At 64.2% G+C, this 25,866-nt stretch carries 25 protein-coding genes; 12 read left to right on the top strand and 13 right to left on the bottom strand.

The window, feature by feature from the left end; genetic code table 11:
- Positions 1-46: 46 nt before the first annotated feature.
- The 7 genes from LDH74_RS04650 to LDH74_RS04620 form a co-directional block, all read right to left on the bottom strand.
- Complete coding sequence (locus LDH74_RS04650) at positions 47-772, bottom strand: ribosome assembly factor SBDS (protein WP_226041366.1); 726 nt, start codon at positions 770-772, stop codon at positions 47-49.
- A 200-nt stretch (positions 773-972) separates the two neighbouring features.
- On the bottom strand, positions 973-1,749 hold the full coding sequence (psmA, locus tag LDH74_RS04645; RefSeq protein WP_226041365.1) for an archaeal proteasome endopeptidase complex subunit alpha: 777 nt from the start codon (positions 1,747-1,749) through the stop codon (positions 973-975).
- 4 nt (positions 1,750-1,753) lie between these two features.
- Positions 1,754-2,239 carry an Rpp14/Pop5 family protein gene (locus LDH74_RS04640; RefSeq protein ID WP_226041364.1) on the bottom strand — a complete coding sequence of 162 codons (486 nt, stop codon included), beginning with the start codon at positions 2,237-2,239 and terminating at the stop codon, positions 1,754-1,756.
- 23 nt (positions 2,240-2,262) lie between these two features.
- Positions 2,263-2,895 (bottom strand): class I SAM-dependent methyltransferase, encoded by a 633-nt coding sequence (locus LDH74_RS04635; RefSeq protein ID WP_226041363.1) that lies wholly within the window; start codon positions 2,893-2,895, stop codon positions 2,263-2,265.
- On the bottom strand, positions 2,879-3,583 hold the full coding sequence (locus LDH74_RS04630) for an RNase P subunit p30 family protein (protein ID WP_226041362.1): 705 nt from the start codon (positions 3,581-3,583) through the stop codon (positions 2,879-2,881). Before LDH74_RS04630 ends, LDH74_RS04635 begins: the two co-directional genes overlap by 17 nt.
- 302 nt (positions 3,584-3,885) lie before the next feature.
- Positions 3,886-4,704 carry a DUF5821 family protein gene (locus LDH74_RS04625; RefSeq protein WP_226041361.1) on the bottom strand — a complete coding sequence of 273 codons (819 nt, stop codon included), beginning with the start codon at positions 4,702-4,704 and terminating at the stop codon, positions 3,886-3,888.
- Positions 4,705-5,104: 400 nt separating this feature from the next.
- Positions 5,105-7,252, bottom strand: a complete 2,148-nt coding sequence (locus LDH74_RS04620; RefSeq protein ID WP_226041360.1) for a hypothetical protein — start codon at positions 7,250-7,252, stop codon at positions 5,105-5,107.
- Between the two features lie 165 nt (positions 7,253-7,417).
- On the opposite strand from LDH74_RS04620, the gene glyA reads away from it, so the two are divergent.
- The 4 genes from glyA to LDH74_RS04600 all read left to right on the top strand — a co-directional run bounded on the left by glyA (position 7,418) and on the right by LDH74_RS04600 (position 11,696).
- A complete protein-coding gene (gene glyA, locus LDH74_RS04615; protein ID WP_226041359.1) occupies positions 7,418-8,665 on the top strand; it encodes a serine hydroxymethyltransferase in 1,248 nt (415 codons plus the stop codon).
- A 168-nt stretch (positions 8,666-8,833) separates the two neighbouring features.
- Entirely contained in the window at positions 8,834-9,775 is a 942-nt protein-coding gene (locus LDH74_RS04610) for a hypothetical protein (protein WP_226041358.1), read from the top strand.
- A 115-nt stretch (positions 9,776-9,890) separates the two neighbouring features.
- Positions 9,891-10,703 (top strand): alpha/beta hydrolase, encoded by an 813-nt coding sequence (locus tag LDH74_RS04605; RefSeq protein ID WP_226041357.1) that lies wholly within the window; start codon positions 9,891-9,893, stop codon positions 10,701-10,703.
- Between the two features lie 99 nt (positions 10,704-10,802).
- Positions 10,803-11,696 (top strand): bifunctional methylenetetrahydrofolate dehydrogenase/methenyltetrahydrofolate cyclohydrolase, encoded by an 894-nt coding sequence (locus LDH74_RS04600; RefSeq protein WP_226041356.1) that lies wholly within the window; start codon positions 10,803-10,805, stop codon positions 11,694-11,696.
- Between the two features lie 85 nt (positions 11,697-11,781).
- On the opposite strand, the gene LDH74_RS04595 is transcribed toward LDH74_RS04600, so the two are convergent.
- Positions 11,782-12,507, bottom strand: a complete 726-nt coding sequence (locus LDH74_RS04595) for a Zn-ribbon domain-containing protein (protein ID WP_226041355.1) — start codon at positions 12,505-12,507, stop codon at positions 11,782-11,784.
- 2 nt (positions 12,508-12,509) lie between these two features.
- Between LDH74_RS04595 and LDH74_RS04590 the strand changes: the two genes are divergently transcribed.
- The 6 genes from LDH74_RS04590 (at position 12,510) to LDH74_RS04565 (ending at position 17,831) form a co-directional block, all read left to right on the top strand.
- Positions 12,510-12,653 carry a hypothetical protein gene (locus LDH74_RS04590; RefSeq protein WP_226041354.1) on the top strand — a complete coding sequence of 48 codons (144 nt, stop codon included), beginning with the start codon at positions 12,510-12,512 and terminating at the stop codon, positions 12,651-12,653.
- Between the two features lie 216 nt (positions 12,654-12,869).
- Positions 12,870-13,550, top strand: coding sequence for a hypothetical protein (locus LDH74_RS04585; RefSeq protein WP_226041353.1), 681 nt, complete (start codon positions 12,870-12,872; stop codon positions 13,548-13,550).
- 399 nt (positions 13,551-13,949) lie between these two features.
- A complete protein-coding gene (locus LDH74_RS04580) occupies positions 13,950-14,096 on the top strand; it encodes a hypothetical protein (protein ID WP_176548075.1) in 147 nt (48 codons plus the stop codon).
- Positions 14,097-14,597: 501 nt separating this feature from the next.
- A complete protein-coding gene (locus LDH74_RS04575; RefSeq protein ID WP_226041352.1) occupies positions 14,598-14,873 on the top strand; it encodes a PadR family transcriptional regulator in 276 nt (91 codons plus the stop codon).
- Between the two features lie 242 nt (positions 14,874-15,115).
- Complete coding sequence (locus tag LDH74_RS04570) at positions 15,116-16,414, top strand: MgtC/SapB family protein (RefSeq protein WP_226041351.1); 1,299 nt, start codon at positions 15,116-15,118, stop codon at positions 16,412-16,414.
- A gap of 61 nt (positions 16,415-16,475) precedes the next feature.
- Entirely contained in the window at positions 16,476-17,831 is a 1,356-nt protein-coding gene (locus LDH74_RS04565; protein ID WP_226041350.1) for an aminotransferase class III-fold pyridoxal phosphate-dependent enzyme, read from the top strand.
- A 106-nt stretch (positions 17,832-17,937) separates the two neighbouring features.
- On the opposite strand, the gene LDH74_RS04560 is transcribed toward LDH74_RS04565, so the two are convergent.
- The 5 genes from LDH74_RS04560 to LDH74_RS04540 all read right to left on the bottom strand — a co-directional run bounded on the left by LDH74_RS04560 (position 17,938) and on the right by LDH74_RS04540 (position 23,982).
- Complete coding sequence (locus tag LDH74_RS04560; RefSeq protein WP_226041349.1) at positions 17,938-20,202, bottom strand: cation:proton antiporter; 2,265 nt, start codon at positions 20,200-20,202, stop codon at positions 17,938-17,940.
- Positions 20,203-20,385: 183 nt separating this feature from the next.
- Positions 20,386-21,678: a phosphoribosylamine--glycine ligase gene (gene purD / locus LDH74_RS04555; protein ID WP_226041348.1), complete on the bottom strand. Its 1,293-nt coding sequence runs from the start codon at positions 21,676-21,678 to the stop codon at positions 20,386-20,388.
- Between the two features lie 160 nt (positions 21,679-21,838).
- Positions 21,839-22,657 carry a twin-arginine translocation signal domain-containing protein gene (locus LDH74_RS04550; protein WP_226041347.1) on the bottom strand — a complete coding sequence of 273 codons (819 nt, stop codon included), beginning with the start codon at positions 22,655-22,657 and terminating at the stop codon, positions 21,839-21,841.
- Between the two features lie 126 nt (positions 22,658-22,783).
- Positions 22,784-23,398 (bottom strand): hypothetical protein, encoded by a 615-nt coding sequence (locus tag LDH74_RS04545; RefSeq protein WP_226041346.1) that lies wholly within the window; start codon positions 23,396-23,398, stop codon positions 22,784-22,786.
- Positions 23,395-23,982 carry a hypothetical protein gene (locus LDH74_RS04540; protein ID WP_226041345.1) on the bottom strand — a complete coding sequence of 196 codons (588 nt, stop codon included), beginning with the start codon at positions 23,980-23,982 and terminating at the stop codon, positions 23,395-23,397. The genes LDH74_RS04545 and LDH74_RS04540 overlap by 4 nt, the downstream gene beginning before the upstream one ends.
- Before the next feature lie 175 nt (positions 23,983-24,157).
- On the opposite strand from LDH74_RS04540, the gene thyA reads away from it, so the two are divergent.
- On the top strand, positions 24,158-25,174 hold the full coding sequence (gene thyA, locus LDH74_RS04535) for a thymidylate synthase (RefSeq protein WP_226041344.1): 1,017 nt from the start codon (positions 24,158-24,160) through the stop codon (positions 25,172-25,174).
- A complete protein-coding gene (locus LDH74_RS04530) occupies positions 25,171-25,728 on the top strand; it encodes a dihydrofolate reductase (protein ID WP_226041343.1) in 558 nt (185 codons plus the stop codon). The genes thyA and LDH74_RS04530 overlap by 4 nt, the downstream gene beginning before the upstream one ends.
- Positions 25,729-25,866: the final 138 nt, after the last annotated feature.

Below are 25,866 nucleotides of genomic sequence, written 5' to 3'. Positions count from 1 at the left end.
ACTCCGGTCACTGCGAATCCGCTCGACTCCCTATCGCGTCTTCCGATTATCGCGTCTTCAGATCGTCCTTATCCTTAACGATCTCCGTCTCCGCGTTGCCGCTGGTATGTTCGTTGACGGTGTCGTAGAACTCGTTTTGCAGTCCGGCCGGGAACGTCAACACGCCGATCCACGAGCCGTCGTTTTGCCACTCCTCGCGCTCGAGGTCGCCGAACTGTCGGATCTTCGCCTGCGCGCTGCCGGCGTGATCGGCCGGCACCTGTACGGCGACCGTGACCTCCTCGAACCGGATCGGAATCACCGGCCGCAGCGCGTCCAGGGCGTCGTCGACCTGCTCCTGGACGGGCTCCATCGGATCGACCGTGAAGCCGGCCTCCTCGAGGGCGTTCTCGATCCGTTCGGGCGGATGGGGCGCGTTGTCCATCTGCGGGTTGACCGCGTTGCGCGTGATGGTGTCGACCAGCTGCTTGCGCTTTTGTTCTTGCATCTCGCGGCGCTGATCGGCCGTGATCTGGATCTCGCCCCGCTTGATCACTTCGGGGATGATCTCGAGGGGGTCGGTCGTCTCGAAGACTTTCTCGAGATCGTTTTCGGCGGGCCGATCGCCGCGGGAGGCGTCCTCGAAGACGTCCTCGGCGGCGATCACGTCCTCGAGTTCGCCGTCGAACTCGTCGCGTTTGATCTCCAGCGCTGCGTCCGGATCGACTAGCACTTCGAAGCGCGCCCCGTGTGACTCGAGTCGCGCCGTCACGGCCTCGTCAAGCGAAATCATGAGTGAGGGTTCCGCCGCCAATTAAAAGAGTGTTTCCCGAACTGATCCCGGGCTCTCGATCGAATCACGTCGTGGCGTCTCGAGTTCGATCCGTTTCAGCGCGGCTGAGACGGAGCTAATCGTCGATTCGGAGCGAGGGACTCGTACTCAGCTCGGTGAGTCGGAAAAACGGGAGTCGAAAACCGAAACCGGCGTCTCGATTACTCGGCAGGTTCGTCGTCGGGCTCGTCCTCGTCGTCCTCGCCCGTATCGAGGAGGTCGTTCTCCGCTAGGTGGTCCGCGATCCGGTCCTGGTCGAACTGTTCGAAGGACTCGGTTTCGACGTCGATGGTCGCCAGTCCCACTTCGTTGGGGAGCAGGGAGCCGTCGTTGACCGACGCGAGCGCGTCGAGGGCGAGCCGGATACCGCCGTCGAGGTCGGCCTCTTCATCGTAGTTTTCCTCGAGGTAGGTCTGGAGTTCGCCGCGGTCGGAGCCGACGGCCAGGGCCTTCCACTCGTAGGGCGTCCCCGACGGATCGGTCTCGAACAGGCGCGGTTCGCCGTTCTGGATGCCGCCGACGATCAGCGCGACGCCGAACGGTCGGGCGCCGCCGACCTGCGTGTACTGCTGGATGTGGTCGGTGACTTCCTTGGTCAGCGTCTCGACGCCGATTGGCTCGCCGTAGCGCAGCTGGTTGACCTGCGTCTGGCGGCGGGCGAAGTCGATCAGCTGGCGGGCGTCGGCGACGTGGCCCGCGCTGGCGATGCCGACGTGGTCGTCGGCCTTGTGGATCTTCTCGACGCTCGAGTCCTCGAGCAGCGGGGAGGGGACTCGTTTGTCGACGGCGAGTACGACGCCGTCGTTCGTCCGGACGCCGATACTGGCTGTGCCTCGCTTGACCGCCTCGCGAGCGTATTCGACCTGGTAGAGTCGGCCGTCGGGCGAGAAGATCGTGATGCCGCGGTCGTACGCCTGCTGTTGTTGTTGTCCCTGCATAGTATCACACTAAATCGTAATCGAGGTCTGTCGCGCCCACGAACGCCTCATCGAGTCGGACGTCCCCACTGCCGTTCCGCAGGACGGCGACTCGCTCCTCGTTCCCGAACACGACGTTTCTCTCTTCGGATTCTTGCCCGTCGCGTCCTAAATAGTTTTCTTCAGCGGCCCGGATCGTGCCACTGATACCGCGGACTCGAATCCCGACGGGAGCGCCATCGATTCCGTCGATACAGGCGAGTGCCGCCCGGGCGGGCTCGGTCTCTCCGCGGCGGACTTTGACGATCGCGTCCCCCGTTCCGTCGGCGAATTCGAACCTGACGACGGTCAGATCGGCGTCGGCACTGCCCGGATCGCCCAGCAGGTTCTGGCCCGCGTACCACAGTTCCCGCTGGAGCGATCGGCGGCCGATCCGCTCGTTCGGCCACGTCTCGAGTTCGACGGCGAGATACCGCCAGCGCGGGCGAAGGTGTTTGGGAAGGTGTTTCATGTTATTTTGGAACGTGTTTCATGTTACTCCTCGGGCGTCGCGTCGACCGCGGTCGGACTCCGTTCGGCGACCAGGACGCCGACCTGCTCGTGGACGCGCTCGACCGCCGTCAGCGAGAAGCCGGCGTCCGTGAAGGTGTCCGCGAGCATCCCGACGGTCGCCGGATCGTCGACCTCGGGCGAGTAGAAGGGGTCGTCCGGATCCGACTCGCCGAAGAACATCACGTCCCCGAGGACGAATTTGCGGGGCTCGAGGTCGGCGATGACCGCGATCGCCTCGCGCTTTTCGGCGTCCGAGAGGTGGTGCAGGGCGAAGTTCGAGGTGACTATGTCGACCGGACCGTCGTAGTTCGGCTGTCGGAAGGTCCCGGCATCGAACTCGAGGTTCGTGAGACCTTCCTCGTCGGCTTTCCGCTCGGCTTCGGCCATCATCTCCTCGCTGATGTCGCGACCGACGACCCGGTCGGCGTCGGGGGCGAGCGCCAGTGCGATTGCGCCCGTCCCGGTCCCGAGGTCGAGGACTACGTCGTCGGACGCGGGCGCGGCGTGTTCCACGACGAGATTCGCGCAGGCGTGGTACTCGTCGGATTTCGAGTCGTCGTACTCGCCGGCCTTGTCGTCGAACCGGGCGGCGTGCTCCTCAAGAGTCCTCTTCATACCTGCCTCGTTCGACCCCCGGCTCAATGAACGACTCGGAGTCGATGTGGCGATTCCGCTCGGCCAGTCGCCCCCACTCGGCGAGGCCGTCCTCGATAAACTCTCGCGCGAACCCGATCTCCTCGCCGAGCGCGTACAGTTCGCGGGGGGCCCGCAACTCGAGGTGGGAGGTCGGGTCGGCGCTGACGACGTAAGGCGCGTCGTAGTGATCGACGATCTCCCGGAGCTTCCGCAGGGACTGAATGATCCGGACCCGGCGGCCGCCGCTCTCCCGGAGCACGCCGGAGAGGTCGAACTCGAGGCGAACGCCGTTCTCGACGGCGGCTTTCACGAGCACGTGGTTGACGTCCCCGTTGCCGGCCATCGGATGCGCGAGCACGTCGACCTTCGCCTGTTCGACGGCGAATCGGTTCAGCGCGTTCGTTCCGCCGTGGATCCCGACGATGGTTTCGGTGGTCCGGTGATTTCCGACCGAGCCGCTGGCCTGTTGTCGATCGTCGGCGCGGATCTCGACGCCCTCGACCACGTCGATGCCGTACTCCTCGCGGATCCGTTCGGGGTCGTACGCCGCTCGAGCGTCGGCGTGGTTGCGCACGACCACGCCCTCGAAGCCGTAGTCGGCCGCCGTTTTCGCGAACCTGGCGACCGTGCTCTTCCCGTCGGGGTGAGCGTAGACGGCTTCGTACATACTCGAATCCTCTCACGGCGGTGACTTGGGGTTTGCGCCATGGAGGTCGAACGGAGAATCAATTCCAGACCCGCGTGGCCGGGAGGGCGCCCGAACGAACGTGAGGGCGCGCGACCCGGGGAAGGGCAGGCGGTTCAGCAACACGACCGCGAGCGACCGAAGGGAGCGAGCGGCTTTTTGGTCGAGATTTTTGCGCGAGTGGTGAACGAAGTGAACCCGAGCGGAAAAAGGTCGGAGTGAGTGCTTTTAATCGAATTTTTGCCGAGGGCGCGGCTTTGCCGCGCCCGCAGAGCAAAACTTCGTTAATTGAGTATGGACTGCGCCACGGTAGCGAGCTGGCCGTTGTCGGCCTCGCTGAGTCGCTCGTCGCCGATCTTGAGGCGCAGGCGCGGCCGGCCGACGTCGATCGGGACCTTCTCGGTGTCGATCAGGCCCATGTCCTCGAGCTTGGTCTTCGTCCGGGAGAACGTCGCCTTGGAGGCGATCCCGACGTCCTCGCCCCACTTGCTGATGTCGTAGAGCAGCGCCTCGTTCTTGGCCGCGACGAGCAGCGAGATGGTGACCTCGTCGAGGCCGTCGCCGTCGCCGCGGGCAGTCTCGAGCGAGTCGAGGATCGACGCGAAGTCGGCCTCGGCTTCCGGACTGATCTCGTCGGCGAGGGTTTCGCGAACGTCCGTGATCGGGGGCGTCCGGAGGTTGAAGTCGGACGCGTCCTCCCAGCGGGCCGCGTATGTGTCGTAGGTGTCGGTGACGAAGCTCTCGTCGTCGGTGATGAGCCCGCCCACGCGGTCGCCGGCGTGGACGACGGCGACGACGCGGTCGTCGGTGACCAGCAGCGAGTTCTCGGGAGCCTGCTCGAGCGTCCGCAGCGAGAGCGCGCCGTTGCTGATGAGGTCGGCCGCGTTCGAGGCGACGATAAAGTCGTCCATGATCTCTTTCAGCGTCCGTTCGTCGGCGAGCATGTGTACCGACGGCAGGTCGCCGTCGAACGTCGTTGCGACGGAAACGAACTCTTCGATCGCTTCACGCGACGGGTTGACCATATACACATCACCGCTCGCCTCCTCGAGAACCGACTTGAGGATATCGTCAATCTGGTGGTTGAGTAAATTCGAAGTCATGCCTATACAGAAGTAATCGAGACCGTAGCACTTAATTTTGGTGGCCGTTCGCACAGCAGAACTTCTCGTCTTCGCCATGAACCGGTAATTTTTGTCCCATAACTCGTTAGTTCGCCGATGGAATACCGGTGACACTTACGGGGAGGGAGGCTCGGTCGGCGGTGTACAGATCAGCGAGGTGATAATACTGGCGGGGACGAACACATATGAATACTAACAATAATTATATACCGCGAACCTGTTATTACGATATCGTATGGGTGTTCGAGACAGCCGACCGCGGTCGATCGTACGCAAGGTAGTCGACTGGGAACGAACCGGACTGCAAACCGATGGATCGTCGCAGAACGTCACGATGCGGGCGAAACGTGTCAGTACGTACGGCGGGCCGTAGGATCGCTCACTGATCGAACCGGGGCCACAGCTCTTTCGACCAGTAGATGTCCCCGTCGTATATCACGGACGCTTCGGTCTCTTTGAGCATCGTTACGAGCTCCGACGCGGTCAGCCTGAACGTCGATTCGTTCCCGCAGAGATAGGCGTACTCGTTGGTCTCGGTGTGCGGGTAGTAGTACGACCCGGTCGCTCGCGTCGAGTAACAGTCGACGCCCAGCAGATACTCCTCGTCGCCCTCGTCCGGGAGTTCTTCGAGCGTCACGGTTGTCGGTGGCTCGTGTTCTCCCTGCGTGAGCGAGTGCGTGCCGTCGCCGACGACGGCGTAGTCCTTGCCCATCATGATACGACGGCGTGCGAGTCCCATCGCCCGTTCGATGCTGAAGCCGTGGACCAGCAGTTTGGCGAACGTCGAGCCGACCTTGACGGCGTGGTCGTTCAGGACCTTGGTGACCGTGACCGCGCCGGCGACGCTGCCCTTCTCGATCAGTGCTCGCCCCTCGTAGAAGGAGCCACAGGCGTTGAGAAAAAACGTCTGCGCGCGACAGCGATCGAGGCTCGAGGCCGCGAGCGTCCCGTCCGGACAGCAGAGCCCGCCGGTTTCGCAGTGGCCGATGTAGTGGACGAAGTCGTGATCGTCTTCGAGGAGACGGGCGAGCGCGGCCGTCTCGAGGGATTCCTCGACGGTGATGTCCATCGTCAGCTCCTCGGAGCGCTGTCGATAGATCTCGGCGACATGGTCGTGCTCGCCGGCCATCTCCGGATCGTTGAGGACGACGCAGATGGAGGTGGAATCGCTCTCCCGTTCGAGGAACTCGAGGCGGTTGTGGTAGGCCGCTGGCGCGGATTTGAAGACGTCGATCGGAACGCCGTCGGCGAGCCAGCCGTGGGTTCGACCGCTCCGGAGGTCGGGTTTGACGATGTCCACCGACGCAACCCGCCCGGCGCTGGCTCTGGTCGCATCGGATCCGGAGCGGCGCTTCGTCCGCTCGCGGTCCGGATCGTCGCCCCGATAAAAATCCTCGAGCGAGCGTTCGACCAGCTCTCTCCCCTCGAGTTCGGAGGTCCGGGGGGTGTAGATCATGCTCAGTCGATCGAGTAGGAACGGGATCGTTTCGACGCTGGCGTACTCGGGCGCGACGTACGTCGAGAGGTGCCATTCCGGGAGCCGATGCTTGATCGCCGCGTAGGGCACGTCGAGGTAGGTCGCCAGCCGGTCCTGTGGGGACGCCTCGTACAGCGTCTCGGCGTCGATCTCGAGGGCCTCGAGCAGGCTGAGTTCCGAAAGGCTCGTCGCGTAGGGACCAGCGTTGCGGACGAGACAGTCGAGAAAGAACGTCTTCCGGAGCAGCCGCTCGACGTCGCGCTCGAGGTCGGGCATCGGCGAGAGCTCCGTTTCGATCGCGCGGTCGACGAGTCGGAGACGCGGTCGGACGGTGCCCGAACCGGTTCGGCGACCGAGCGCGTCATCGGTCGTGCGGACCGTCGCCTGGAGGTAGTACGCCAGCGGGGCGGTGACGAACAGCGACTCGTAGTCGGGCGGGACGACCAGTTCGATCCCGTGATCAGGCGTGTCAGACCGGATGCAGTCGGAGATTTCGAGGGTATCGCCGCGTTCGATCAGGGACGGGTGGCCCCGAAGCGTCGGGTACGAACGGTCTGGATTGTCCGTCTTCTGCGAGGCGGCCATGTGCGTGATCGCGTCGGCGACGGCCGACGGGGAGTCGGGGACGGTGATCGTCCCCGCGGGAAACTCGTGACGACAGCGGAGGCCGAGAATAACGCGGGTTCGGTTCGGAAAGGAGACGACGATCTCCTCGTAGTCGTCGGTCCTCTCGATCCGTACCGCACCGGAAAAACGCAGGTACGCTTTGATCTCCGTATCGATGTCGACGACGTACTCGCCGGGCGACAACGTGAGCGGCTCGCCGGCGGGGTCGAGCTCGTACTGTTCGTCGAGGCCGAGTGAGAACGCATACACTACCGCATGCGGGAACCGAAGTTCGTCAGTCGTCACGACGACCGTCTCGTCGACCGGGCGCGGAATATCGATATCGGAGGGAGCGACGGTGAGGTCGGATCCGTTGACCGTCAGCTCCGCGTTGTCGGCGTCGGTGGCGTGGAGGATGTCGCCGTTTACCGCCCACTCGATCATTCGGTTGGCTGAATGTCACTCCGGTAAGTTAGTTGTATCGGGGTGTCACCGAGTACCAAACTATTGCTAATAACCGTTCGAATTCGTCGCGTCGCGGACCGCCGGTAGTGGCTCGATTTGCCGGGGAAGGGTACACTTATACAGCCGCCAGACCGCACTTCGAACATGGACCACGACCAGGTTCGGGACGTCGACCCCGCCGTCGCCGACGCGCTCGAGGGCGAGGTAGACCGTCAACGAGAGACGTTACAGATGATCGCCAGCGAGAACCACGCCAGCGAGGCGGTCATCGACGCGCAGGGAAGCGCCCTGACGAACAAGTACGCCGAGGGGTATCCTGGCGAGCGCTACTACGGCGGCTGCGAGTTCGCCGACGAGGTCGAGGAGCTGGCAATCGACCGCGCGACGGAGCTGTTCGGCGCGGAACACGTCAACGTCCAGCCCCACTCGGGCACCCAGGCCAACCAGGCCGTCTACTTCGCGATGCTCGAGCCCGGCGACAAGATCCTCTCGCTGGATCTCAACCACGGCGGCCACCTCAGCCACGGCCACCCGGCGAACTTCACGGGCCAGCTCTACGAGGTCGAGCAGTACGAGGTCGACCCCGAAACGGGCTACATCGACTACGACGACCTCGCCGACCACGCCGCCGAGTTCGACCCCGACATCATCGTCTCGGGCTACTCCGCGTACCCCCGCGAGATCGAGTGGGAGCGCATTCAGGACGCCGCCGACGACATCGACGCGCTCCACCTCGCGGATATCGCCCACATCACCGGCCTCGTCGCAGCGGGCGTTCACCCATCGCCGGTCGGCATCGCCGACTTCGTCACCGGCTCGACCCACAAGACCATCCGCTCGGGTCGCGGCGGCATCGTCATGTGCGACGCGGAGTACGCCGACGACATCGACGCCGCAGTCTTCCCCGGCGGGCAGGGCGGTCCCCTCATGCACAACGTGGCCGGCAAGGCCGTCGGTTTCAAGGAAGCTCTCGAGCCCGAATTCGAGGACTACGCCTCCCAGACGGTCGCGAACGCGAAAGCGCTCGGCGAGAGCCTCTCCGAGAACGGCCTCTCGCTGGTCTCGGAGGGCACCGACAACCACCTCGTGCTCGTCGACCTGCGCGACAGCCACCCCGAGACGACCGGCGGCGACGCCGAAGAAGCGCTCGAGGAGGCCGGCATCGTCCTCAACGGGAACACGGTGCCCGGCGAGACCCGCTCGCCGTTCAACCCGAGCGGGATCCGCGCCGGCACGCCGGCGCTGACCACGCGCGGCTTCGACGAGGACGACTGTCGGCACGTCGGCGACCTGATCGCTCGCGTCGTCGACGCCCCCGAGGACGGGGCCGTTATCGAGGACGTTCGCGCGGACGTTGCGACGCTGTGCGACGAGAATCCGCTGTACGAATAGCGCGGTAGCGTCGTCCAGACCACCGCTGTGGATCTCGGCTCCGTTCGATTAGTTTTCAGTCTCTGAATAATCGCTGGCGACGCCGGTGGTCCCCGCTCGTTCGTGCTCACGCAGGCCCTGTCACTCGCCGGCACGCGCTTTTTCATCCGTCTGGCCGTACCGCCGCCAATGTCCACGCGTCCGACCGGAACCATCCTGGACGACGACCGGTTGCTCGAGCTCCGAGAGACCGACGAGACGGCGGCCTCTCAGTTGGCGGTCGAGGTGACACCGGTAGCCGAGTACATGGGTGCCTCGAGCGGCGATCAGATCGGGTGGGACGTCGACCAGCACGGAGACCAACCGATGCTCGTCTTCAGCGGGATCGAGGACGCGGCGACCACCAGCGCGCCCTACCCGCGGGAGCTCCGCGAGGAAAACGGCGAAATCGTGGCACCCGTCCCGGACCCGCTGGTGCGCGCCGAGCCACCTATGGGATTGGGAATCGCGCTCGAGGTGTACGACGCCGGTCGACCGCTGTTGTTCGACGCCATCACAGCCGGCGAGACGATCGGATTGGTTCCGATCCGCTTCGACGACGGGGAAGCCTACCGCGCCGAACCGTTGCCGGACGTCGGCGACGACAGCGATCCCGTCGCGGAGGAAGTCATCGAACGCGAGGGCCGCGGCGATCCGACGCCCCGTCCGGAGACGATGGATGCGCCGATCGATTCGGACGTGCTCGAGTCGGCTCTCGCCGAAGCCGGCGGTGATGTCTCCGAGGCCGACGTGATCGGGATCCTCGAGGCCGTCGAGACCCACGACCTCGTCGGGACGGGCGACCACGTCGCCGGCGTCCCGCCGCTATCGGTCGACGAGCGAGCCGTCTGCCTGTTGCCCGAGGACGTTTGGACGGAGCGGTTGGGACCGGAACTCGAGGCGAAGGCCGTCGACGTGGATACGGACGTGCTATCGTTCGCCCGCGATATCCACGATCGACAGGCCCGGATCCTGATCGACGCGGCCGAGACGACCGAGTATCAGGGGGTCGTGGACGAGTACGCGCTGGTCGTGACCGACGCGCGGGACACGACCGAGTGGGACGTGGCCGAACCGGAGACGAACCGCTAGCGGGCGTGTCGATGCTCGAGCAACTGGCCCGGCCCTGACGCCCTCATTCGGTGAGACGGTTCGCTCTCTTCCGCGTGACATACCTTTTTCATAACGGTTCCCGTTACCGACTCGCATGGAAGACGAGACGGCCACGGAGATCTATCGGACCAGAACCGACGCGCTGACGACCGACGTCGGCGAAGGCCAGCCCGTCGTCTTCGCGCACGGAACGCTGATGGATCGGACGATGTTCGCGCCCCAACTCGAGGCCCTGCGAGACGAGTATCGGGCCGTCGCCTACGATCTGCGGGCGCGAACGGATCGGTACGCGCCGGGCTACGACCTGTGGGATCTGGCCGACGACTGCGACGCGCTGCTCGACGGAATCGGCGAGGAAAGCGCCGTCATCGCCGGGATGTCCATGGGTGGGTTCATGGGGCTGCGATTTGCCCTCGAGTATCCGGAGCGGGTCGACGGACTGGTCCTGATCGACACGATGGCGACGCCCCATCCCGAAGCGGAGCGGGCGGAGTACGGGGCTCTCGTCGAGCCCTACGAGGACGTGCTCGAGCCGATGCCCCGCGAGATAGCCGAGGGGTCGGCCGCCGAATTGTTCGGCGAAACGACCCGCGAGGGGAACCCGGAACTCGTCGGGGCGTGGGTAGACCGCTGGGCCACCTATCCCAGCCGCGCGGTCCACTACGAACTTAACTCGTGGCTCGGCCGCGAGGACGTGACTGACCGCCTCTCGGAGATCGACGTGCCGGTCCTGATCGTCCACGGCGAGGAGGACCCCTCGATCGCGCCCGAACAGGCCGAGCCGATGCTCGAGGAGTTACCCGACGCCGAGATGGAACTGATCCCGGAGGCGGGCCACACCTCGAATCTGGAGCAACCGGAGCCGGTCAACGATGCGATCAGGGCGTTCCTCGACGACCGGTTCTGAGACGAATATATCCACGAACGTGTGTATTACCTCCGTCTCTGGACCGATTCTGCGCACGAATCCGGGGATTAATGGGCCTCGCGGTCGCCCACTCGAGTAATGACCGAGATTATCGACGGCAACGCCGTCGCGAGCGAGATTCGGGACGATCTGACCGATGCGATCGAAACCCTCGCGGACGCGGGTTCGCGGCCGGGGCTGGCGACCGTGCTGATGGGCGACGACCCCGCGAGCCAGACGTACGTGAACATGAAACAGCGCGACTGCGAGGAGGTCGGCATCGAGAGCCACCACGTCGACGTCGACGGCGACGCGCCGCCCGAGGAACTGTTCGACACCATCGCGGATCTCAACGACAACGACGACGTCCACGGCTACATCGTCCAGGCACCCGTCCCGGACCACGTCGACTACCGCAACGTGATCCGGCGCGTGGACCCGATCAAAGACGTCGACGGCTTTCACCCGGAGAACGTCGGCCGACTGGTCGCCGGCGACGCTCGCTTCCGGCCCTGTACACCACACGGGGTACAGAAGTTACTCGAGTCCGCCAACATCGATCCCGAGGGCAAGGACGTCACCATCGTCGGCCGCTCGGATATCGTCGGCAAGCCCCTCGCCAATCTGCTGATCCAGAAGGCCGAGGATGGCAATGCGACGGTGACCGTCTGTCACTCACGAACAGATAATCTCGCCGCGAAGACGCGCAGCGCGGACATCGTCGTCGCGGCGGTGGGCGTCCCCGAACTCATCGACGGCTCGATGCTCGAGGACGGGACGGTCGTCATCGACGTCGGCGTCAACCGCGTCGACGCGGATACGGAGAAGGGGTACGAACTCGTCGGCGACGTCGAGTTCGAGAGCGCCGAGGAGAAGGCGAGCGCGATCACGCCCGTCCCCGGCGGCGTCGGTCCGATGACCCGCGCGATGTTGCTCTACAACACGGTCAAAGCCGCGAGCCTGCAGGAAGCCGTCGCCGTCGACCTTCCGTAATTTTCTGGAGCTCCCCGCCGTCCTGCAGTCAGTTCGTCGTCTCTGATTTCACCGGTCGTCGACTGGATCGCTCGCTCCCCGCCGATCAGTCGATCGAACCGAACTCGAGGCCGTCCAGTCGCTCCTGGGCCTGCGAGAGCGCGAACTCGTCGCCGCGGAGCCCGTTCGCCAGGTCGCGCGTCGCCGCGACGAGTCGTTCGGCGGTCCGCGGATCGACGTCGCCGTCGAGCATCCGGATGCGCGTGACGTGTTCGCCGAGGGTCTCGAGCGCGCTTCGTTCGCTCGCGGTCAGCTCCCGGTCGTCGGTCCAGGTCCGGACGTCGCGGCGATACTCCCGGACGGCGTTCGCGTACGCGAGCCCGCGGGCCGCTCGCAGCGATCGCGGGATCTCCTCGGCGGGCGGGCGCTCGCCCTGATCGGCGTCTCGGAGCAGCGAGAGGAAGTACAGCTCCTCGCGGTCCTCGAGGCGAATCTCGCGCGCGACGATGTCGGCGACGTGGAGCAGTTCGATCGCGGCGAGATAGGTATCGCCGAGCTCCCGAAGGGTGCCGGCGTTGACGAACCCGCGGCGGCGGACGTACTCGCGACAGCGATCGCGGGCCCGTTCGGCGAGGTCGTCGGTTCCGATCTCGTCGATCGCGTTCCGAACGGGTGTGAGATCGAACGCCACCTGCATGTCGGTGTGTTCGGTGCGTTCGTCGACCCCGACGCTGCGCAGGCTCCCGCAGGCAGGACAGCCCACGCTGCCCGTCTCGTAGTACGACCAGCGAGTCTCACACTCCGTGCACTCGCGCTCGCCCCGGATTTTCATGGGTGTCGTTACGACCGGCGCACAAAAAGGGCCACCGAACCCGAACCGGCGACGACATCACCGCGTCGACCGAGGCCTCGGTCCTCCGCCTCGAGCCGACGGAGATCGAACTCGGAGAATACGAGACAGTGACGACGGTCGCTTGAATTATCAGTTTCGAACCATAATTCGCTGTTGGACGTCGAAATCGGCCGGCCGATCGGACGATCTCGACGCTGAGAGCCGTCTCGGTCGGATGTTGTTCGCACGTGACGGTCCGATAGCGATGACTGTAATCGGCAATAGAGCGCCTCTCAATGGGGTATTAACGGGCTGCAGGAGCAGGCCACATTGGAACCAGCCGGAACGTTCTATCCAGATATATGTCTCGCAACAGACTAAACCGACGATCGTTCGTGACCGCGGCAGGAACAGCGAGTGCGATCGCACTTGCCGGCTGTGCCGACAGCGGTCCCGGCGGAAACGAATCGGAGGACGACCCGGAAGACGGATCCGAGAACGAATCCGGGGACGAAACCGGCGACGACGAAACGTACGCGCTGACCGTGACCGTCGAAAACGACCAGGGACCGGTCGAAGGCGCGACCGTCGCCCTCGAGCAAGCCGGGATGACCGACGGCGGCGAGGGCGGCACCGGCAACGAATCGGACAACGAATCCGACAGCGAAGTCGGTAACGAATCCGAGAACGAGTCCGATAGCGGAATCGGTAACGAATCCGAAAACGAATCGGAGAACGAAACCACGACCGACGGTGGCGCGACGGACATCGGTCAGAGCTTCCCGATGGAAGACGAGACCGACGAGAACGGCGAAGTCGAATTCGAGGAACTCGAGAACGGCGAGTACACCGTCACCGCCGAAAGCGAGGGTGAAGAGACCGAAGACGACGTCGAAATCGACGGCGACGACGAGGAAGTTACGCTGACGTTCGGCGAGGGCGATACGACCGGCAACGAATCCGAGTCGGGCAACGAGACCGAAACCGGAGTCGGGAACGAAAGCGACACCGGAGACAACGAGACGAACGGGACCGGCAACTAAACGGTTCCGCTGGTCCCTGTCGCCGGAGCCGTGTCCCGTCCCGTCGCGACCCGTCGTGTCGACCGGTGCCACGAACGAACGCTGCCGAAATTCCCCTCTTTTGTGTCAGTGATACCGTCGGTCGATGCGGTTCGCGTATCGATCGCACGGTCGCTCGTCTCGGCTGCCGACGATGACTGAAACGCGTTCGAGCGACCACGGATGCTGGCCGACGGCACACCGAGCAACGGTCACCACTGGCCGCGACCCATTCATACCCGTTTCGCGACGGAACGCTCGATTTCGTGACGAAACAGTGCGGTCGACCGGCTACACCTGCTGTGGAACGCCTCGAGCCGCTCGAGATGCCACCGGGCGACGTGTGGCGGTTTTTTGTCTCGCCGGCCGATAGTAGCGGGTATGCGCGACGAAGAAGAAGTCCGAGAGCAGTACGAGTTCATCAAAGAGCACCTCGAGAGCGACGAGATGCGCCACGACGGTGTCGAACAGATGTTCACCTACTACAAACGGGCACTGGGTTGGGTACTCGAGGAAGAACACATCTAAAGACATGGAAGCCGGGAGAGCTGACCGCGATTACGAATAATCGAGGAGAGAGCTCCGCCCTTCAGTTCGGGGATGATGTCAAGCGTTGTCGTTACATTTAAGTACACACAACAAAATCTTCTACGTGACGCTTCGCTTGGAGGGCCGAAGCGTCAGCGGGGACCAATTCAGGGCGGCAAGCGATCGCGTGACATTTTTCCGTCACGCGATCTGCTTTCCTGTTTCGACTATCGTACCACAGAGTGGCAACGCTTCGTTTCTGCTCGAGTGTATTGGGACCCAATACTGATGCGTACTTTCAATATAATTGTACCGAAACGAAATGCACGTACTGTAAACATGACCTCCGCATTATGGGAGATTCGTCGGATGATTCGTCACGGGCGTTATGGATATCTCCCGCACGAAACGACGCGTCTCGCTGGTAATAGCCTGCTTTCGCTCGTAACAACCCGATAGCCTTATTAAAATTCGACAGTAAGTACGATTGGTACTTTCCCAATGTACGACCTGACAGGATTTCAGCGTGACTTGCTCTACGTCATCGCTGGCGAGGACGAACCTCACGGACTGGCGATCAAAGAGGAGCTCGAACAGTACTACGAGAAGGAGATCCATCACGGTCGGCTCTATCCCAACCTCGACACCCTCGTCGACAAGGGACTCGTCGAAAAGGGCCGCCGAGACCGTCGAACGAACTTCTACACGCTCACCCGCCGCGGTCGCCGCGAACTCGAAGCCCGCCGCGAGTGGGAGACACAGTACGTCGAGCTGTAGCAGTACGTCGAGCTGTATCGCAGTCGCCCCGTTCGCTCGCTACCGTGATCGCCGTCCGAAACGTCCGGTAGTATAACTGACAGCCGTCAGTATCGTATTGTTGTCCCAATCTATTCTCGGTCCGTCCGATCGACGACACCGTCGCAGCGTCGCTCCCAATCGGTTCTCGGCGTCTGCTCCACCGGTCAATTCGTCCCGCAGTCGGCAGGTCGCTTATATACGATCACGGTGAACGATCAGGAGTGAACGAGGTCGCGCTGCAGGTTGCCGACGCGCCGCTCGAGGAGACGGTCGTTCGGATCGCGCTGGCCGGCGCGCTGGGGATGTTTCTCGGGCTCGAACGTGAGTGGTCCCAGAAGTCCGCCGGTATCAGAACGTTCTCGCTGATTAGCCTGCTCGCCGCCGTCTTTACCGTTCTCGTCGTCGAAACCGAGGGTGTCATCGGCGAAAGCCTCCTGGTGCTCGGCGGCGTGCTCGTGATTGTTCAGGGCGTGTTGCTCGCGGTCCAGGGGCTCATGAGCGAGGACGACACCGGGCTCTCGCTGACGACATCGGTCTCGATGCTCGTCGCCTACGGTGTCGGTGCGCTGGTTACCGTCGGCTTCATCCTCGAGGGGGTCACCGTCGCCGTCCTCTCGTCGCTGTTGCTCGTGTTGAAGCGAGAGCTCCACGAGTTCGCGTGGGGACTCTCCCACCAGGAGATGCGCTCGACGACCGAGTTCGCCATCCTCGCGTTCGTCATCTACCCGATACTCCCCGCCGAGACGACCGTCGAGTTCGCCGGGCTAACGATCCCGCTCGAGCCGCAGGTCATCTGGCTGATGGTCGTCGCCGTGGCGGGAATCGGGATCGCCAACTACGCGATCGTCTCCACCTACGGCGGTCGCGGTATCGCGATCACCGGCTTTTTCGGCGGGCTGGCCTCCTCGACGGCGGTCGTCGGGACGATGCTCGATCACGTCAATCAGCGACCCGAGGCGTCCTCCTACGCCGTCGCTGCCATCTTGCTCGCGAACGCCGCGATGGCCGCGCGAAACCTTGCGATCGCGGTCGGCTTCACCGCCGGGAGCGGCTCCGAGATCCTCCTCGAGGCGATCGTTCCGCTCGGAGCCGTCATCGTCCTCGCGTTCGCCGTCGCCGCGCTCACCGCCGACTGGAGCGAGTCTGGCCCGATGGAACTCGAGAGCCCGTTTTCACTGAAAAACGCGCTCGGATTCGGGGCCGTCTTCCTCGTTGTCCTCGTGTTCGGCTCGCTGGCGGAGACGTGGTTCGGCACGCTGGGCTTCTACGCGACCGCGGTCGCCAGCGGTTTCGTCTCGAGTGCCGGCGCGACCACCTCGGCGGTCGTCCTCTACCGCGGCGGGCAACTGGGGGCCGCCGAGGCGACGATCGCAATTTTGCTCGCGACGGTCTCGAGCATCGTCGTCAAGGCCCTGCTGGCTGCGACGTCGACGAACGACGGCTTCCGGAACCGAGTCGCTATCTACAGCACGATCCTACTGGTTGGCGGTGCGCTCGCGTCGGCGTTCGTCGTCGTATAGTGGTTCGCACATCGTCGTATAGCGGTCAGTAACTTTACCCGATGCCGGTCGTAGGTATCGTATGGACCGAGCAACGGTCGAACCGCAGGTAGAGACCATTCCCGGCGACCGGGCCCGTGAGTGGGTCGACTACCACCATCGGTTCGCCGCCCCGAGCACGTACGTGTACGAGTTCGTCTGGGACGCGGGCGGCGAGGCCATCGGCCCGTTCTGCACCGACGTGGACGGCAACGTCCTGCTCGATTTCACGAGCCACGTCGCCGCCGCGCCGCTGGGCTACAACAATCCGACGATTTGCGAGAAGCTCCGCGCGTTCGACCTCGTCGATCCGCTCAAAATCGCGGGTCAGGACTTCTACGTCAGCGGCGGCGGCCGACCCGACGATCCCGACTTTCCCGGGCCGACGCAGCTGATGGATCGGTTAGTGGCGATGACGGACCACTACGACATGGACCGGGTCTTCCTCTCGAACTCCGGGGCCGAGGCCGTCGAGAACGCGATCAAGATCTGCTACGCCGCGGGCGGCCACCGCGCGTTCACCTTCGACGGCGCGTTCCACGGCCGAACGCTCGGCGCGCTCTCGCTCAACCGCTCGAAGGCCGTCCACCGGAGCGGCTTCCCCGAAATTCCGGGCGTCGTCAGCGTCCCGTATCCCGCGACCGACGAGGCGTACGAAACTCACTGGCGGACCGACGGCCCCGGCGGCAACGTCGTCGCCGACGCGCTCCACCCCGAGCGCGGCGTGGTCGACCCCGACGAGGTCGCCTACCTCATCCTCGAGCCGATTCAGGGTGAGGGTGGCTATCGAGTCGCCCACCCCGAGTCCGCCCGCGACCTCGAGGCGCTACGCGAGGCGTACGGCCTCCGGATCGTCGCCGACGAGATCCAGTCCGGACTCGGACGGACGGGCGAACTGTGGGCCGTCGATCACCTCGATCTCACGCCGGACGTCATCACGAGCGGGAAGGGCCTGCGCGTGGGCGCGACGATCTCGCGATCGGATGTCTTCCCCACCGAAAAGAGCCGCCTCTCCTCGACGTGGGGCGCTGGCGATCTCGTCGCCGCCATGCAGGGCGTGCTCACGATCGATACCATCCACGAGGACGACCTGCTGGCGAACGTTCGCGAGCGAGGTGCACAGTTTCGGACGCGACTCGAGGACGCCATCGTCGACGGCGACGCACCCGGCGCGATCGACGTTCGCGGCCGCGGGCTGATGCTCGCCGTCGAATTCGATACCAAGGCGCGCCGGGACGCGGTGCTCGAGGGCGCGTTCGAACGCGGGCTGTTGACCCTCGGCTGTGGTTACAAGACGCTACGATTGCTGCCGCCGCTCGACGTGACCGAGCGGGAGATCGATCTCGGAGCGCGATTGCTCTTCGAGTCGATCGAGGGCGTTGCGGCGGACCGTTCGTAACGCTCGGCCGGCCCGATGGATCGCCGCGGGATCGATCGAGACCCGAAACGAACGGGTCGCGAACGGGGCTACAGTATTGCTCCGGCTCGTACGCGTCGCGGCCCGCTCAGAGCGAACTGAGTACCGCGACCGGACACGGAGCGTTCCGGACGACGTACTCGACGCGGTGACCGAGAAACGCTCGCCGGGAGATCGGACGCATGTTCGACCCCAGAACGATCAAGTCGGCGTCGGTCCGGTCGGCGAGATCGACGATTTCCGCTTCGGGAGTCTCCGAGAGCGACACTCTCGTCAGCACCGTCGCGCCGAGTCGTCTGCCGAACGCCGCCTCTCGATCGACGAGCTGTTCGCCGATCCGAACGTGCTCGGAGAGGTCCGGTCGCGTTGCGAACCGATCGTCGAAGTGGGGCTCGTCGACGACGTGAACGATTTCGACGAGCGCGTTTTCCGCCGCGGCGATGGTGAACGCGACCTCGGCGGCGTGGCGATTGGACACCGTGCCGACCGTCGGGAGGAGGATCCGGTCGATGCGCTCGTCCGCCCGATCGAGCGACGAATCCGGAGCGAACGGTGTACTGACGACCATCTTCGGGCACGTCGTCTCCTGAATGATGCGGTCGACCGTCGTGCTGAACAGGGATTCGCCGGGACGGTCGCCGACGGCCGATTCGCCGAGGACGGCGAGATCGTAGCCAGCGTTCAGCTCCTCGAGAATCGTGTCGGCGACGGTACCTCGAGCGGTTCGAACGAACGTTCTCGAGGGCTGATCCCGTTCGCGTAATCGGCGTTCGATCGGTTCGAAAAACCGGTCGGCCTCGGCGGGCGAAACGGCGGCACTCCGCTCGGATTCGCGTTCCGCTCGTCCCGGTGCGAAGCGGCTACTCCGGAGCCTCCGGAAAAGTCCGCCGTGGGTTCCGTCCGAGTCGTCGGAAGCGTCGTTCACGTACATCACCTCCAGATCGATCTCGCGATCGCGAACGAGCGGCTCGAGGAGACGGGCGGCGTATCGGCTGTCCGCCCCGCCCCGGGTCGGCAACAGGATCCTCCCGAGGTTGTTGACGAAACTCTTCCGGAGGAATTCCTCGCGTTCGATGCGCTCGCGCTCTCCCTCGCTCATCTCGATTTTGGGGATCGACCACCGCATGATCGCCGGTGCGATCAGCGAGGTCGCGATGGCGACCGCGACGATGATGCTGTACATATCCGTCGTCAAGATGCCCGCGCCGAGTCCGACGGTCGCGACGATGATTTCCATCGCTCCGCGAGCGTTCATGCCGCCACCGATCGTGATTCCCTCCCACCTCGAGAGGCCGGCCAGCCGGGACGCGCCCATGATCCCGGCGAACTTCCCGAAACACGCCACGCCGAAGACGACGAGTCCCGCGGCGAATACCGTCGTATCGAACAGGGCGGCGACGTTCATTCGCAGTCCAGCGATCGCGAAGAACAGCGGCGCGAAGACGCCGAGCGTGATCACTTCGAGGGTGTGCCGGAGTTCGTAGGAAAAGCGCTTGACCTGCCCGACCAGTACCCCGACGACGAACGCTCCCAGGATCGCCTCGAGCCCCACGTACTGAGTGACCGCGCCCGCCGCGAGCGCGAGCACCATCACCGTGGATATCAACGCGACGTCACTGCCGAGGACGGTTCCGACCCAGCGAACGAGTGCGGCGACGAACCGACGACCGATCGTAAACGAGAGTCCGAGAAAGACGAGCACCGAGAAAAGAGTCGTCGCGACCGATCCGATATCGACGACGCCGGTTCGAGCGAGTCCCGCGACGATCGCCAACAGTATCCATCCGATCGTATCGTCGATCATCCCCGCGGCGAGGATCAGTTGCCCGATGTCGCGACGGATGACGTCGAGTTCGATGAGCACCTTCGCGATAACGGGGATCGCGGAGATGCTCATGGCCGTCCCGATAAAGAGACTGAATACGAGTCGCTGGTCGGGCGAAGCGATGAACGTTACCGGGAGCACCCAGCCCAGCGCGAATCCGGTCGTAAAGGGGACGATGATTCCGCCGAGCGAGAGGATGGCCGCAGTTCGTCCCTTGCTGACGATGAGATCGACATCCGTCTCGAGACCGGTGACGATCAACAACATGATGAGACCGAGCCACGAGATGACCTCGAGCAGGTGGAACTGGCTCTCCGAGACCGCAAACAGCGATCCGTAGACGCCCGGTGCGACGAGGCCGAACACTGAAGGGCCGAGCAGAACGCCCGCGAGCAGTTCCCCGACGACCGTCGGCTGGCCGATCCGACTGAACGCCTCGCCTACCGCTCGTGCGACGAAGAGCAACAGCGTGAGCTGGACGATGACGAGAAGCAGTTCGTGGTGCCCGAGCGGTTCGATAACTGCCATCGGGATCCACTCAGATCGGAGCGACCTCGGACGATCGTCTCCGTCCTCTCGTGGGACCCCCAGATACTTCGTTCCACGGTGCTCGACGGCGGTGTGAAATTCAACGTTGCCGGACAGTCAGCGCAGCGGATGTCCGACACACTGGCCCTGTGACGACAGGACGGAGTAGCGTTTCGTCTCGGTTCACTCGCCGCGAAGCTCGGTCATGTGGTCGATCCGGCGCTGGATGAGGTCGGCTTTGCCGATGTCGTGGCGAACGCGCAGTCCCTCCTCGCCGGCGACGGCGAGCGCGTCTTCGGCGATCTCCTCGGCCTCGCTGATCGAGTCGGCGACGCCGACCAGCGCGAACGATCGGGAGGTCGTCGTGTAGATCCCGTCGTCGCGCTCGTCCACGCTGGCGTAGTACAGCAGGGCGTCGCCCGCGCTCTCCTCGTCGACCTGCACCTTCGCACCGGCCTCGGGATCGGTCGGGTAGCCGTCGGGGACGGCGTACTTGCAGACCGTCGCCTGCTCGGCAAAGTCGAGTTCGGGCGGGGCCTCGCCGTTCCGTGCCGCGGTGAGTACGTCGAGGAAGTCGGTCTCGAGGACGGGCAGCGTGTTCATCGCCTCGGGGTCGCCGAAGCGGGCGTTGAACTCGACGACGCGGGGACCGGTCTCGGTCAGCATGAACTGGCCGTAGAGGATCCCGCGATAGTCGTCGAGGGCGTCGACGGTGGCCTCGATGATCGAGGCCGCCTCGTCGTAGTCGTCTTCGGTCATGAACGGCAGTTCGTCCGTCGCGTCGGAATAGCTCCCCATGCCGCCCGTGTTCGGCCCCTCGTCGCCCTCGAACGCGCGCTTATGATCTTGCACTGCGGGCGCGGTGCGGAACTCGCCGTTGGCGACGAACGCTTGGATGGTGATCTCCTCGCCGATCAGTCGCTCCTCTAAGACGATCCGGTCGTAGTCGGACTCGCGGATGTACTCCTTGCCCTCTTCGGCGGTGACCTGGTCGCCGATGACTTTGACCCCCTTCCCGCCGGTCAGCCCGGCGGGTTTGATCGCCAGATCACCGTCGTACTCGTCGATATAGTCACAGGCGGCCTCCACGTCGTCGAACGTCTCGAAATCGGGACAACCCGGAATGTCGTGCTCCGCCATGAACCGGCGCTGGAACGCTTTGTCCGTCTCGATGCGGGCCTCCGCTTCTTTCGGACCGAAGGGGTAGATCCCCGCGGCCTCGAGTTCGTCCGCGACGCCGGCCTCGAGGTACGCTTCCGGGCCGATGATAGCAATCGTCGCGTCGATCTCCTCGGCGTAGTCGACGACTGCCTCGGGATCGGTCGACTCGAGCGTTTCGAACCCGACTGCAATCCGGGCGATGCCGGGATTTCGGTTGCCGGCACAGGCGTACAGGTCTGCCTCGCTGTCCTCGAGCGCGCGGGCGATGGCGTGCTCGCGGCCGCCGCCCCCGATCAGCAGCACGTTCTCTCGCATGGTCGAAAGCGGAACGCACGAACCTGTAAGCGTTGCTCTTTCCCCGGCCGGAACTATCCACGTTCGTGGACATCTCCGCCGTCCGATCGGGCGAGCGTCGATTCCCGGCGGGCGATCACGCTACCCGAACCACCGCTGACTCGAGGTGAGGCCGCTCGAGCTACCGGAGGAACTCGTCGTCGAAGGTGAGACTGTCCTCATCGACGGGACTGAACTCGGCGGCCACGAGGTTGCCCGCCGGATCGAAGATTTCGGACTCGTCGCGCATCACGTAGAGCTGTCCCGTGTCCGTTTGTGCACCCTCCTGTGCGAAGAGGAGGAATCGCTGGTTCGTTCCGAGGTATCTGGCATGGACCGTGTTGTAATCGGTGAACAGGCCGCTCTGCTCGACGTCCTGAGGGAGCCAGCCCTGCGCGCCCGAAGTGATTTCGAACAGCGCACTCGAGTAGAAGTCGTCCGGACGGATGGCGGCTTCGCCGCCGCCATCCTCCAGAATTTCGAAGTCCTCGTCCTCATCGTATTCGAAGGGGAGGTCCTCGTCGGTGAGCGGACGATACTGGACGCGAACGAGATCCACGACCGAAAGCTCGTCTTCGGTCGGCGACGATAACCGGTCGTCGAACACGTACACCTCGCCCTCCTCGATCGCGGCGTCCTGCGGAACGAAGAGATACCCTTCTTCGTTCGTGTTGAAATATTCGATGACTCGGGCATCGTGGTTTCGCAGCGCCTCTGGGTCGTCCACGACGGGGGCGTCCTGCAGCGGCGGTGAGACGACCCGGAAGACCGCGCCCGAAAAGTACGTCTCGCCGGTCGCGATCGCCGCTCGAAACTGTCCGTCGCTACCGCCATCGCCGCTCTCAGCCGATGTCTCCTGTGCCGTCACGTTCGCGGTCGCTCCGAGCCCCAGTGCGACCGATGTGGCTGCTCCCGCCTTCACGAACCGGCGTCGTGACTGCCACGTTGACTGATCACTCATAGTGGTCTCTGCCCCTCTCGGGCGATTGGTTACTCATTCCGTCGGTGGATAGTACTCGTGCTGGCTGTTGCAGCCGTTCGGTAGCGCCGTCGCTCTGAACGGGACGACGGAACATTGAGAGGTGAGCTACCCCTCCGAATTAGAGCGGAGCCGGCTTCTGAAGAAGCCGACGAGTTCGCTCACGTAGCCCGTCCCCCAGACCGCCATGATCACCGCACCGACGGCGTTGAACACGAAGTCCGTCACGATGTCGTCGATCCCGTAGACGGTGACCAGCCCGCCGAAGGCGAACTCGAGGACTTCCCAGAAGACACCGATCGCGAGGACGAAAACGACGATGAACACCGATCGAAACTTCGGCGGCACGTCGATCTCGTCGGAGTGGAGTTCGAACGCCCGGAACGAGGCGTATCCGAGCCCCGCGATCACCACCGCCGAGACCGTATGCGTGATCTCGTCGTACCACTGGAACAACTCGTAGAGGCCGAGCGAACCGATGGTGTGGAGAACGACGGCGAGCGTGATCCAGAGGACGAGCCCGGCATCCATCGTGTATCCGTACTCCCGGCGCAACACTGCCGGCAGAAGCGTGATGCCGAGTGCGAGACACGCCGTTACGGTGATGCTGAACCATCCCGTTATCACACCATAGCCGACGAGTCCGAGAAGGAGCAGTTGCTGCGCTCGCACGAGGAACCGCTCCTGGGAATCCGATAGTCCGAACGCCTCAGTGAGCCTCATGATGACCCCGTGCCGCTCGTCTGTCGACTGACTGCACCGACGGGCTCGAATCGTTCGAAGTACCACTGGAAGAGCCCGCCCATTACGAGCCCGACGACGGTGACGATGACGAAGTCCCACTGGAGTTCGGTCTGGGAGTGCAGGAAGTCTGTCCCGAGCCAGGAGTCCGAGTAGAACTGGGCGACGGTCCAGAGCGCCTGCAGCGCCATCGTCGTCAGGACCGCAAAGGCGACCGTGAACCGACGACTCAGTTCCACCGACGTGAACGTCTCTAGTTCGACGACGACGATAAGTGCGAGCGTCGCGATTACGAGGTACGCCGTCGTTTCGAACGGAAAGCCGACCAGCCCAGCACCGACGGCGAGCGCTGCGACCGACAGCAGCGGCCAAGGAACCATCGCGGTCCAGTCGCGGGTCGTCACCGCCGGCACCGCTGCCACGGCCACGACGACCAGTACGAATCCACCCCAGATCAGGACGTTCCGAAGCAGACTTTCGATAGCACCGAGCGCGACGATACCCAGTAGTAGCCAACTGATGACGGCGTTCGTCCGCTCGTCATTGACGATCCGTTCGAGCGTCACTACTCGTCTAGCTGGGTTCGAACGCACTAAAACCCGAAGCCGTTTGCAGTGGATAGGAGCACGAGGCGCGCCGTACCCTTGGTTCCGAAGAAGTCGAGACCGGGCGTCTGCGCGCGGCGCTGCTCGGTCGTAGGACCGATACCGATAAATTCGCACGGTCTGAACGTCACTCTCAATGCGACAGTACCTCGAGCTCGTCGACGCCGTGCTCTCGACGGGGACGCACAAGCCCAACCGGACCGGCGTCGACACGATTTCGTCGTTCAGCGAGCACTACGAGGTCGACCTGCAAGAGGGGTATCCGCTGCTGACAACCAAGGAGATGGACGGCTACCGCTGGAACTCGATGCTTCACGAGGTCTGCTGGTATCTCTCCGGCGAGGAACACATCCGCAACCTCCGCGAGGAAACCAAAATCTGGGACGCCTGGGCCGACGAGGACGGGAAGCTGGATACGGCCTACGGCCGGTTCTGGCGTCGGTTTCCGGTACCAGATGCGGACGCGCAACTCGAGGGTGAGTCTTGGCCCGACGAGAGCCACCAGTGGGTCACTCAGGAGGCGGACGACCGGCGGACGTTCGATCAGCTCCAGTATGTTATCGACACGCTCTCGGAGTCGCCGAACTCGCGGCGGCTCGTGGTCAACGCGTGGCACCCCGCCAACGCGGCCGTCTCGACGCTCCCGCCCTGTCACTACAGCTTCGTCTTCAACGTGCAGGGCGACCGGCTGAACTGCCACCTCACGCAGCGTTCGGGCGACACCGCGCTCGGGATTCCGTTCAACATCGCTGCCTACGCGCTTTTGACGAAAGTGATCGCCCAGCAGACCGGCTTCGAACCGGGCACCTTCGCACACACCGTCGTCGACACGCACGTCTACTGCGGCCGCGGCGCGCGCGGCGACTGGTACGCCGACAACCTCGAGGCCCTCCAATCGAAGCTGGCCGACGCCGACGAGCAGGAGGACTATCTCGACATCAAAGCGTGGCTCGAGTCCGAAGCGCCGGCCGAAGCCGAGGGCGACGAACGGCTCGATCACGTTCCCGGCCTGCTCGAGCAACTCTCCCGAGAGCCGCTCGAGCGCCCGACGCTCGAGGTGGCTGACGTCTCGATCGACGAGCTGTCGTACGAGGACGTCGAACTTCGAGGCTACGACTCGCACGACGGAATCGAGTTCTCGGTGGCCGAATGAGCGGGGACCGGGACGCGGCGGCGAACGCGACGCAGAACCTCGAGACCGACCGCGAACTCGTCGGCATCGTCGCCGTCGCCGACAACGGCGTCATCGGGAAGGACGGCGACATGCCGTGGCACATCTCCGAGGACCTCCAGCACTTCAAGGGGACGACGATGGGGCATCCGGTCATCATGGGCCGGGTCACCTACGAGGGCATCCTCGAGACGCTGGGCGAACCGCTCCCCGGCCGGACGACCGTCGTATTGACGAGTCGCGACCTCGAGATGCCGGAGCGCGCGGTGGTCGCGGATGGACTCGAGGATGCGCTCGAGGAGGCCGACCGGGCCGCCAGCGAGCGCCACGACGACGCCGATCGAATCTTCGTCGCGGGCGGCGCGACCGTCTACGAGCAGTTCCTGCGCGCGCTGGATCGGATGATCGTAACCGAGGTCCACGAGGAACCCGACGGGGACACGTTCTTCCCGGATTGGGATCGCGAGGAGTGGCGGGAAGTCGACCGCGACGGCCGCGACGGGTTCGACTTCGTCGAGTACGCTCGATCACTCTGACAGTGTGAACATCTCGCAGAGCGTCAATTCCACATCTGTGGTGAGTACGTGCAGATATTGCCAGGTTTCTGTAACTCGTCAAGAATAGTTCGTCCAGCGACAACATCTTCAACTCGAGCAGGCAACCCACCGTCAAAT

It is taken from the genome of Natrinema sp. DC36, from assembly GCF_020405225.1.
GTDB lineage: Archaea > Halobacteriota > Halobacteria > Halobacteriales > Natrialbaceae > Natrinema.
Note: the sequence above shows the minus strand (reverse complement) of the source record. Positions and strands in the feature narration are given on the sequence as shown.

Excerpts from the sequence above, each read along its gene's own strand:
- glyA (WP_226041359.1), top strand. The coding sequence starts at position 7,418 with ATGGACCACGACCAGGTTCGGGACGTCGACCCCGCCGTCGCCGACGCG.
- LDH74_RS04630 (WP_226041362.1), bottom strand. The coding sequence starts at position 3,583 with ATGTACGAAGCCGTCTACGCTCACCCCGACGGGAAGAGCACGGTCGCC.
- psmA (WP_226041365.1), bottom strand. The coding sequence starts at position 1,749 with ATGCAGGGACAACAACAACAGCAGGCGTACGACCGCGGCATCACGATC.
- LDH74_RS04575 (WP_226041352.1), top strand. The coding sequence starts at position 14,598 with ATGTACGACCTGACAGGATTTCAGCGTGACTTGCTCTACGTCATCGCT.
- LDH74_RS04550 (WP_226041347.1), bottom strand. The coding sequence starts at position 22,657 with ATGAGTGATCAGTCAACGTGGCAGTCACGACGCCGGTTCGTGAAGGCG.
- purD (WP_226041348.1), bottom strand. The coding sequence starts at position 21,678 with ATGCGAGAGAACGTGCTGCTGATCGGGGGCGGCGGCCGCGAGCACGCC.
- LDH74_RS04650 (WP_226041366.1), bottom strand. The coding sequence starts at position 772 with ATGATTTCGCTTGACGAGGCCGTGACGGCGCGACTCGAGTCACACGGG.
- LDH74_RS04610 (WP_226041358.1), top strand. The coding sequence starts at position 8,834 with ATGTCCACGCGTCCGACCGGAACCATCCTGGACGACGACCGGTTGCTC.
- LDH74_RS04565 (WP_226041350.1), top strand. The coding sequence starts at position 16,476 with ATGGACCGAGCAACGGTCGAACCGCAGGTAGAGACCATTCCCGGCGAC.
- LDH74_RS04625 (WP_226041361.1), bottom strand. The coding sequence starts at position 4,704 with ATGACTTCGAATTTACTCAACCACCAGATTGACGATATCCTCAAGTCG.
- LDH74_RS04580 (WP_176548075.1), top strand. The coding sequence starts at position 13,950 with ATGCGCGACGAAGAAGAAGTCCGAGAGCAGTACGAGTTCATCAAAGAG.
- LDH74_RS04595 (WP_226041355.1), bottom strand. The coding sequence starts at position 12,507 with ATGAAAATCCGGGGCGAGCGCGAGTGCACGGAGTGTGAGACTCGCTGG.
- LDH74_RS04640 (WP_226041364.1), bottom strand. The coding sequence starts at position 2,239 with ATGAAACACCTTCCCAAACACCTTCGCCCGCGCTGGCGGTATCTCGCC.
- thyA (WP_226041344.1), top strand. The coding sequence starts at position 24,158 with ATGCGACAGTACCTCGAGCTCGTCGACGCCGTGCTCTCGACGGGGACG.
- LDH74_RS04605 (WP_226041357.1), top strand. The coding sequence starts at position 9,891 with ATGGAAGACGAGACGGCCACGGAGATCTATCGGACCAGAACCGACGCG.
- LDH74_RS04600 (WP_226041356.1), top strand. The coding sequence starts at position 10,803 with ATGACCGAGATTATCGACGGCAACGCCGTCGCGAGCGAGATTCGGGAC.
- LDH74_RS04585 (WP_226041353.1), top strand. The coding sequence starts at position 12,870 with ATGTCTCGCAACAGACTAAACCGACGATCGTTCGTGACCGCGGCAGGA.
- LDH74_RS04620 (WP_226041360.1), bottom strand. The coding sequence starts at position 7,252 with ATGATCGAGTGGGCGGTAAACGGCGACATCCTCCACGCCACCGACGCC.
- LDH74_RS04545 (WP_226041346.1), bottom strand. The coding sequence starts at position 23,398 with ATGAGGCTCACTGAGGCGTTCGGACTATCGGATTCCCAGGAGCGGTTC.
- LDH74_RS04530 (WP_226041343.1), top strand. The coding sequence starts at position 25,171 with ATGAGCGGGGACCGGGACGCGGCGGCGAACGCGACGCAGAACCTCGAG.
- LDH74_RS04560 (WP_226041349.1), bottom strand. The coding sequence starts at position 20,202 with ATGGCAGTTATCGAACCGCTCGGGCACCACGAACTGCTTCTCGTCATC.
- LDH74_RS04635 (WP_226041363.1), bottom strand. The coding sequence starts at position 2,895 with ATGAAGAGGACTCTTGAGGAGCACGCCGCCCGGTTCGACGACAAGGCC.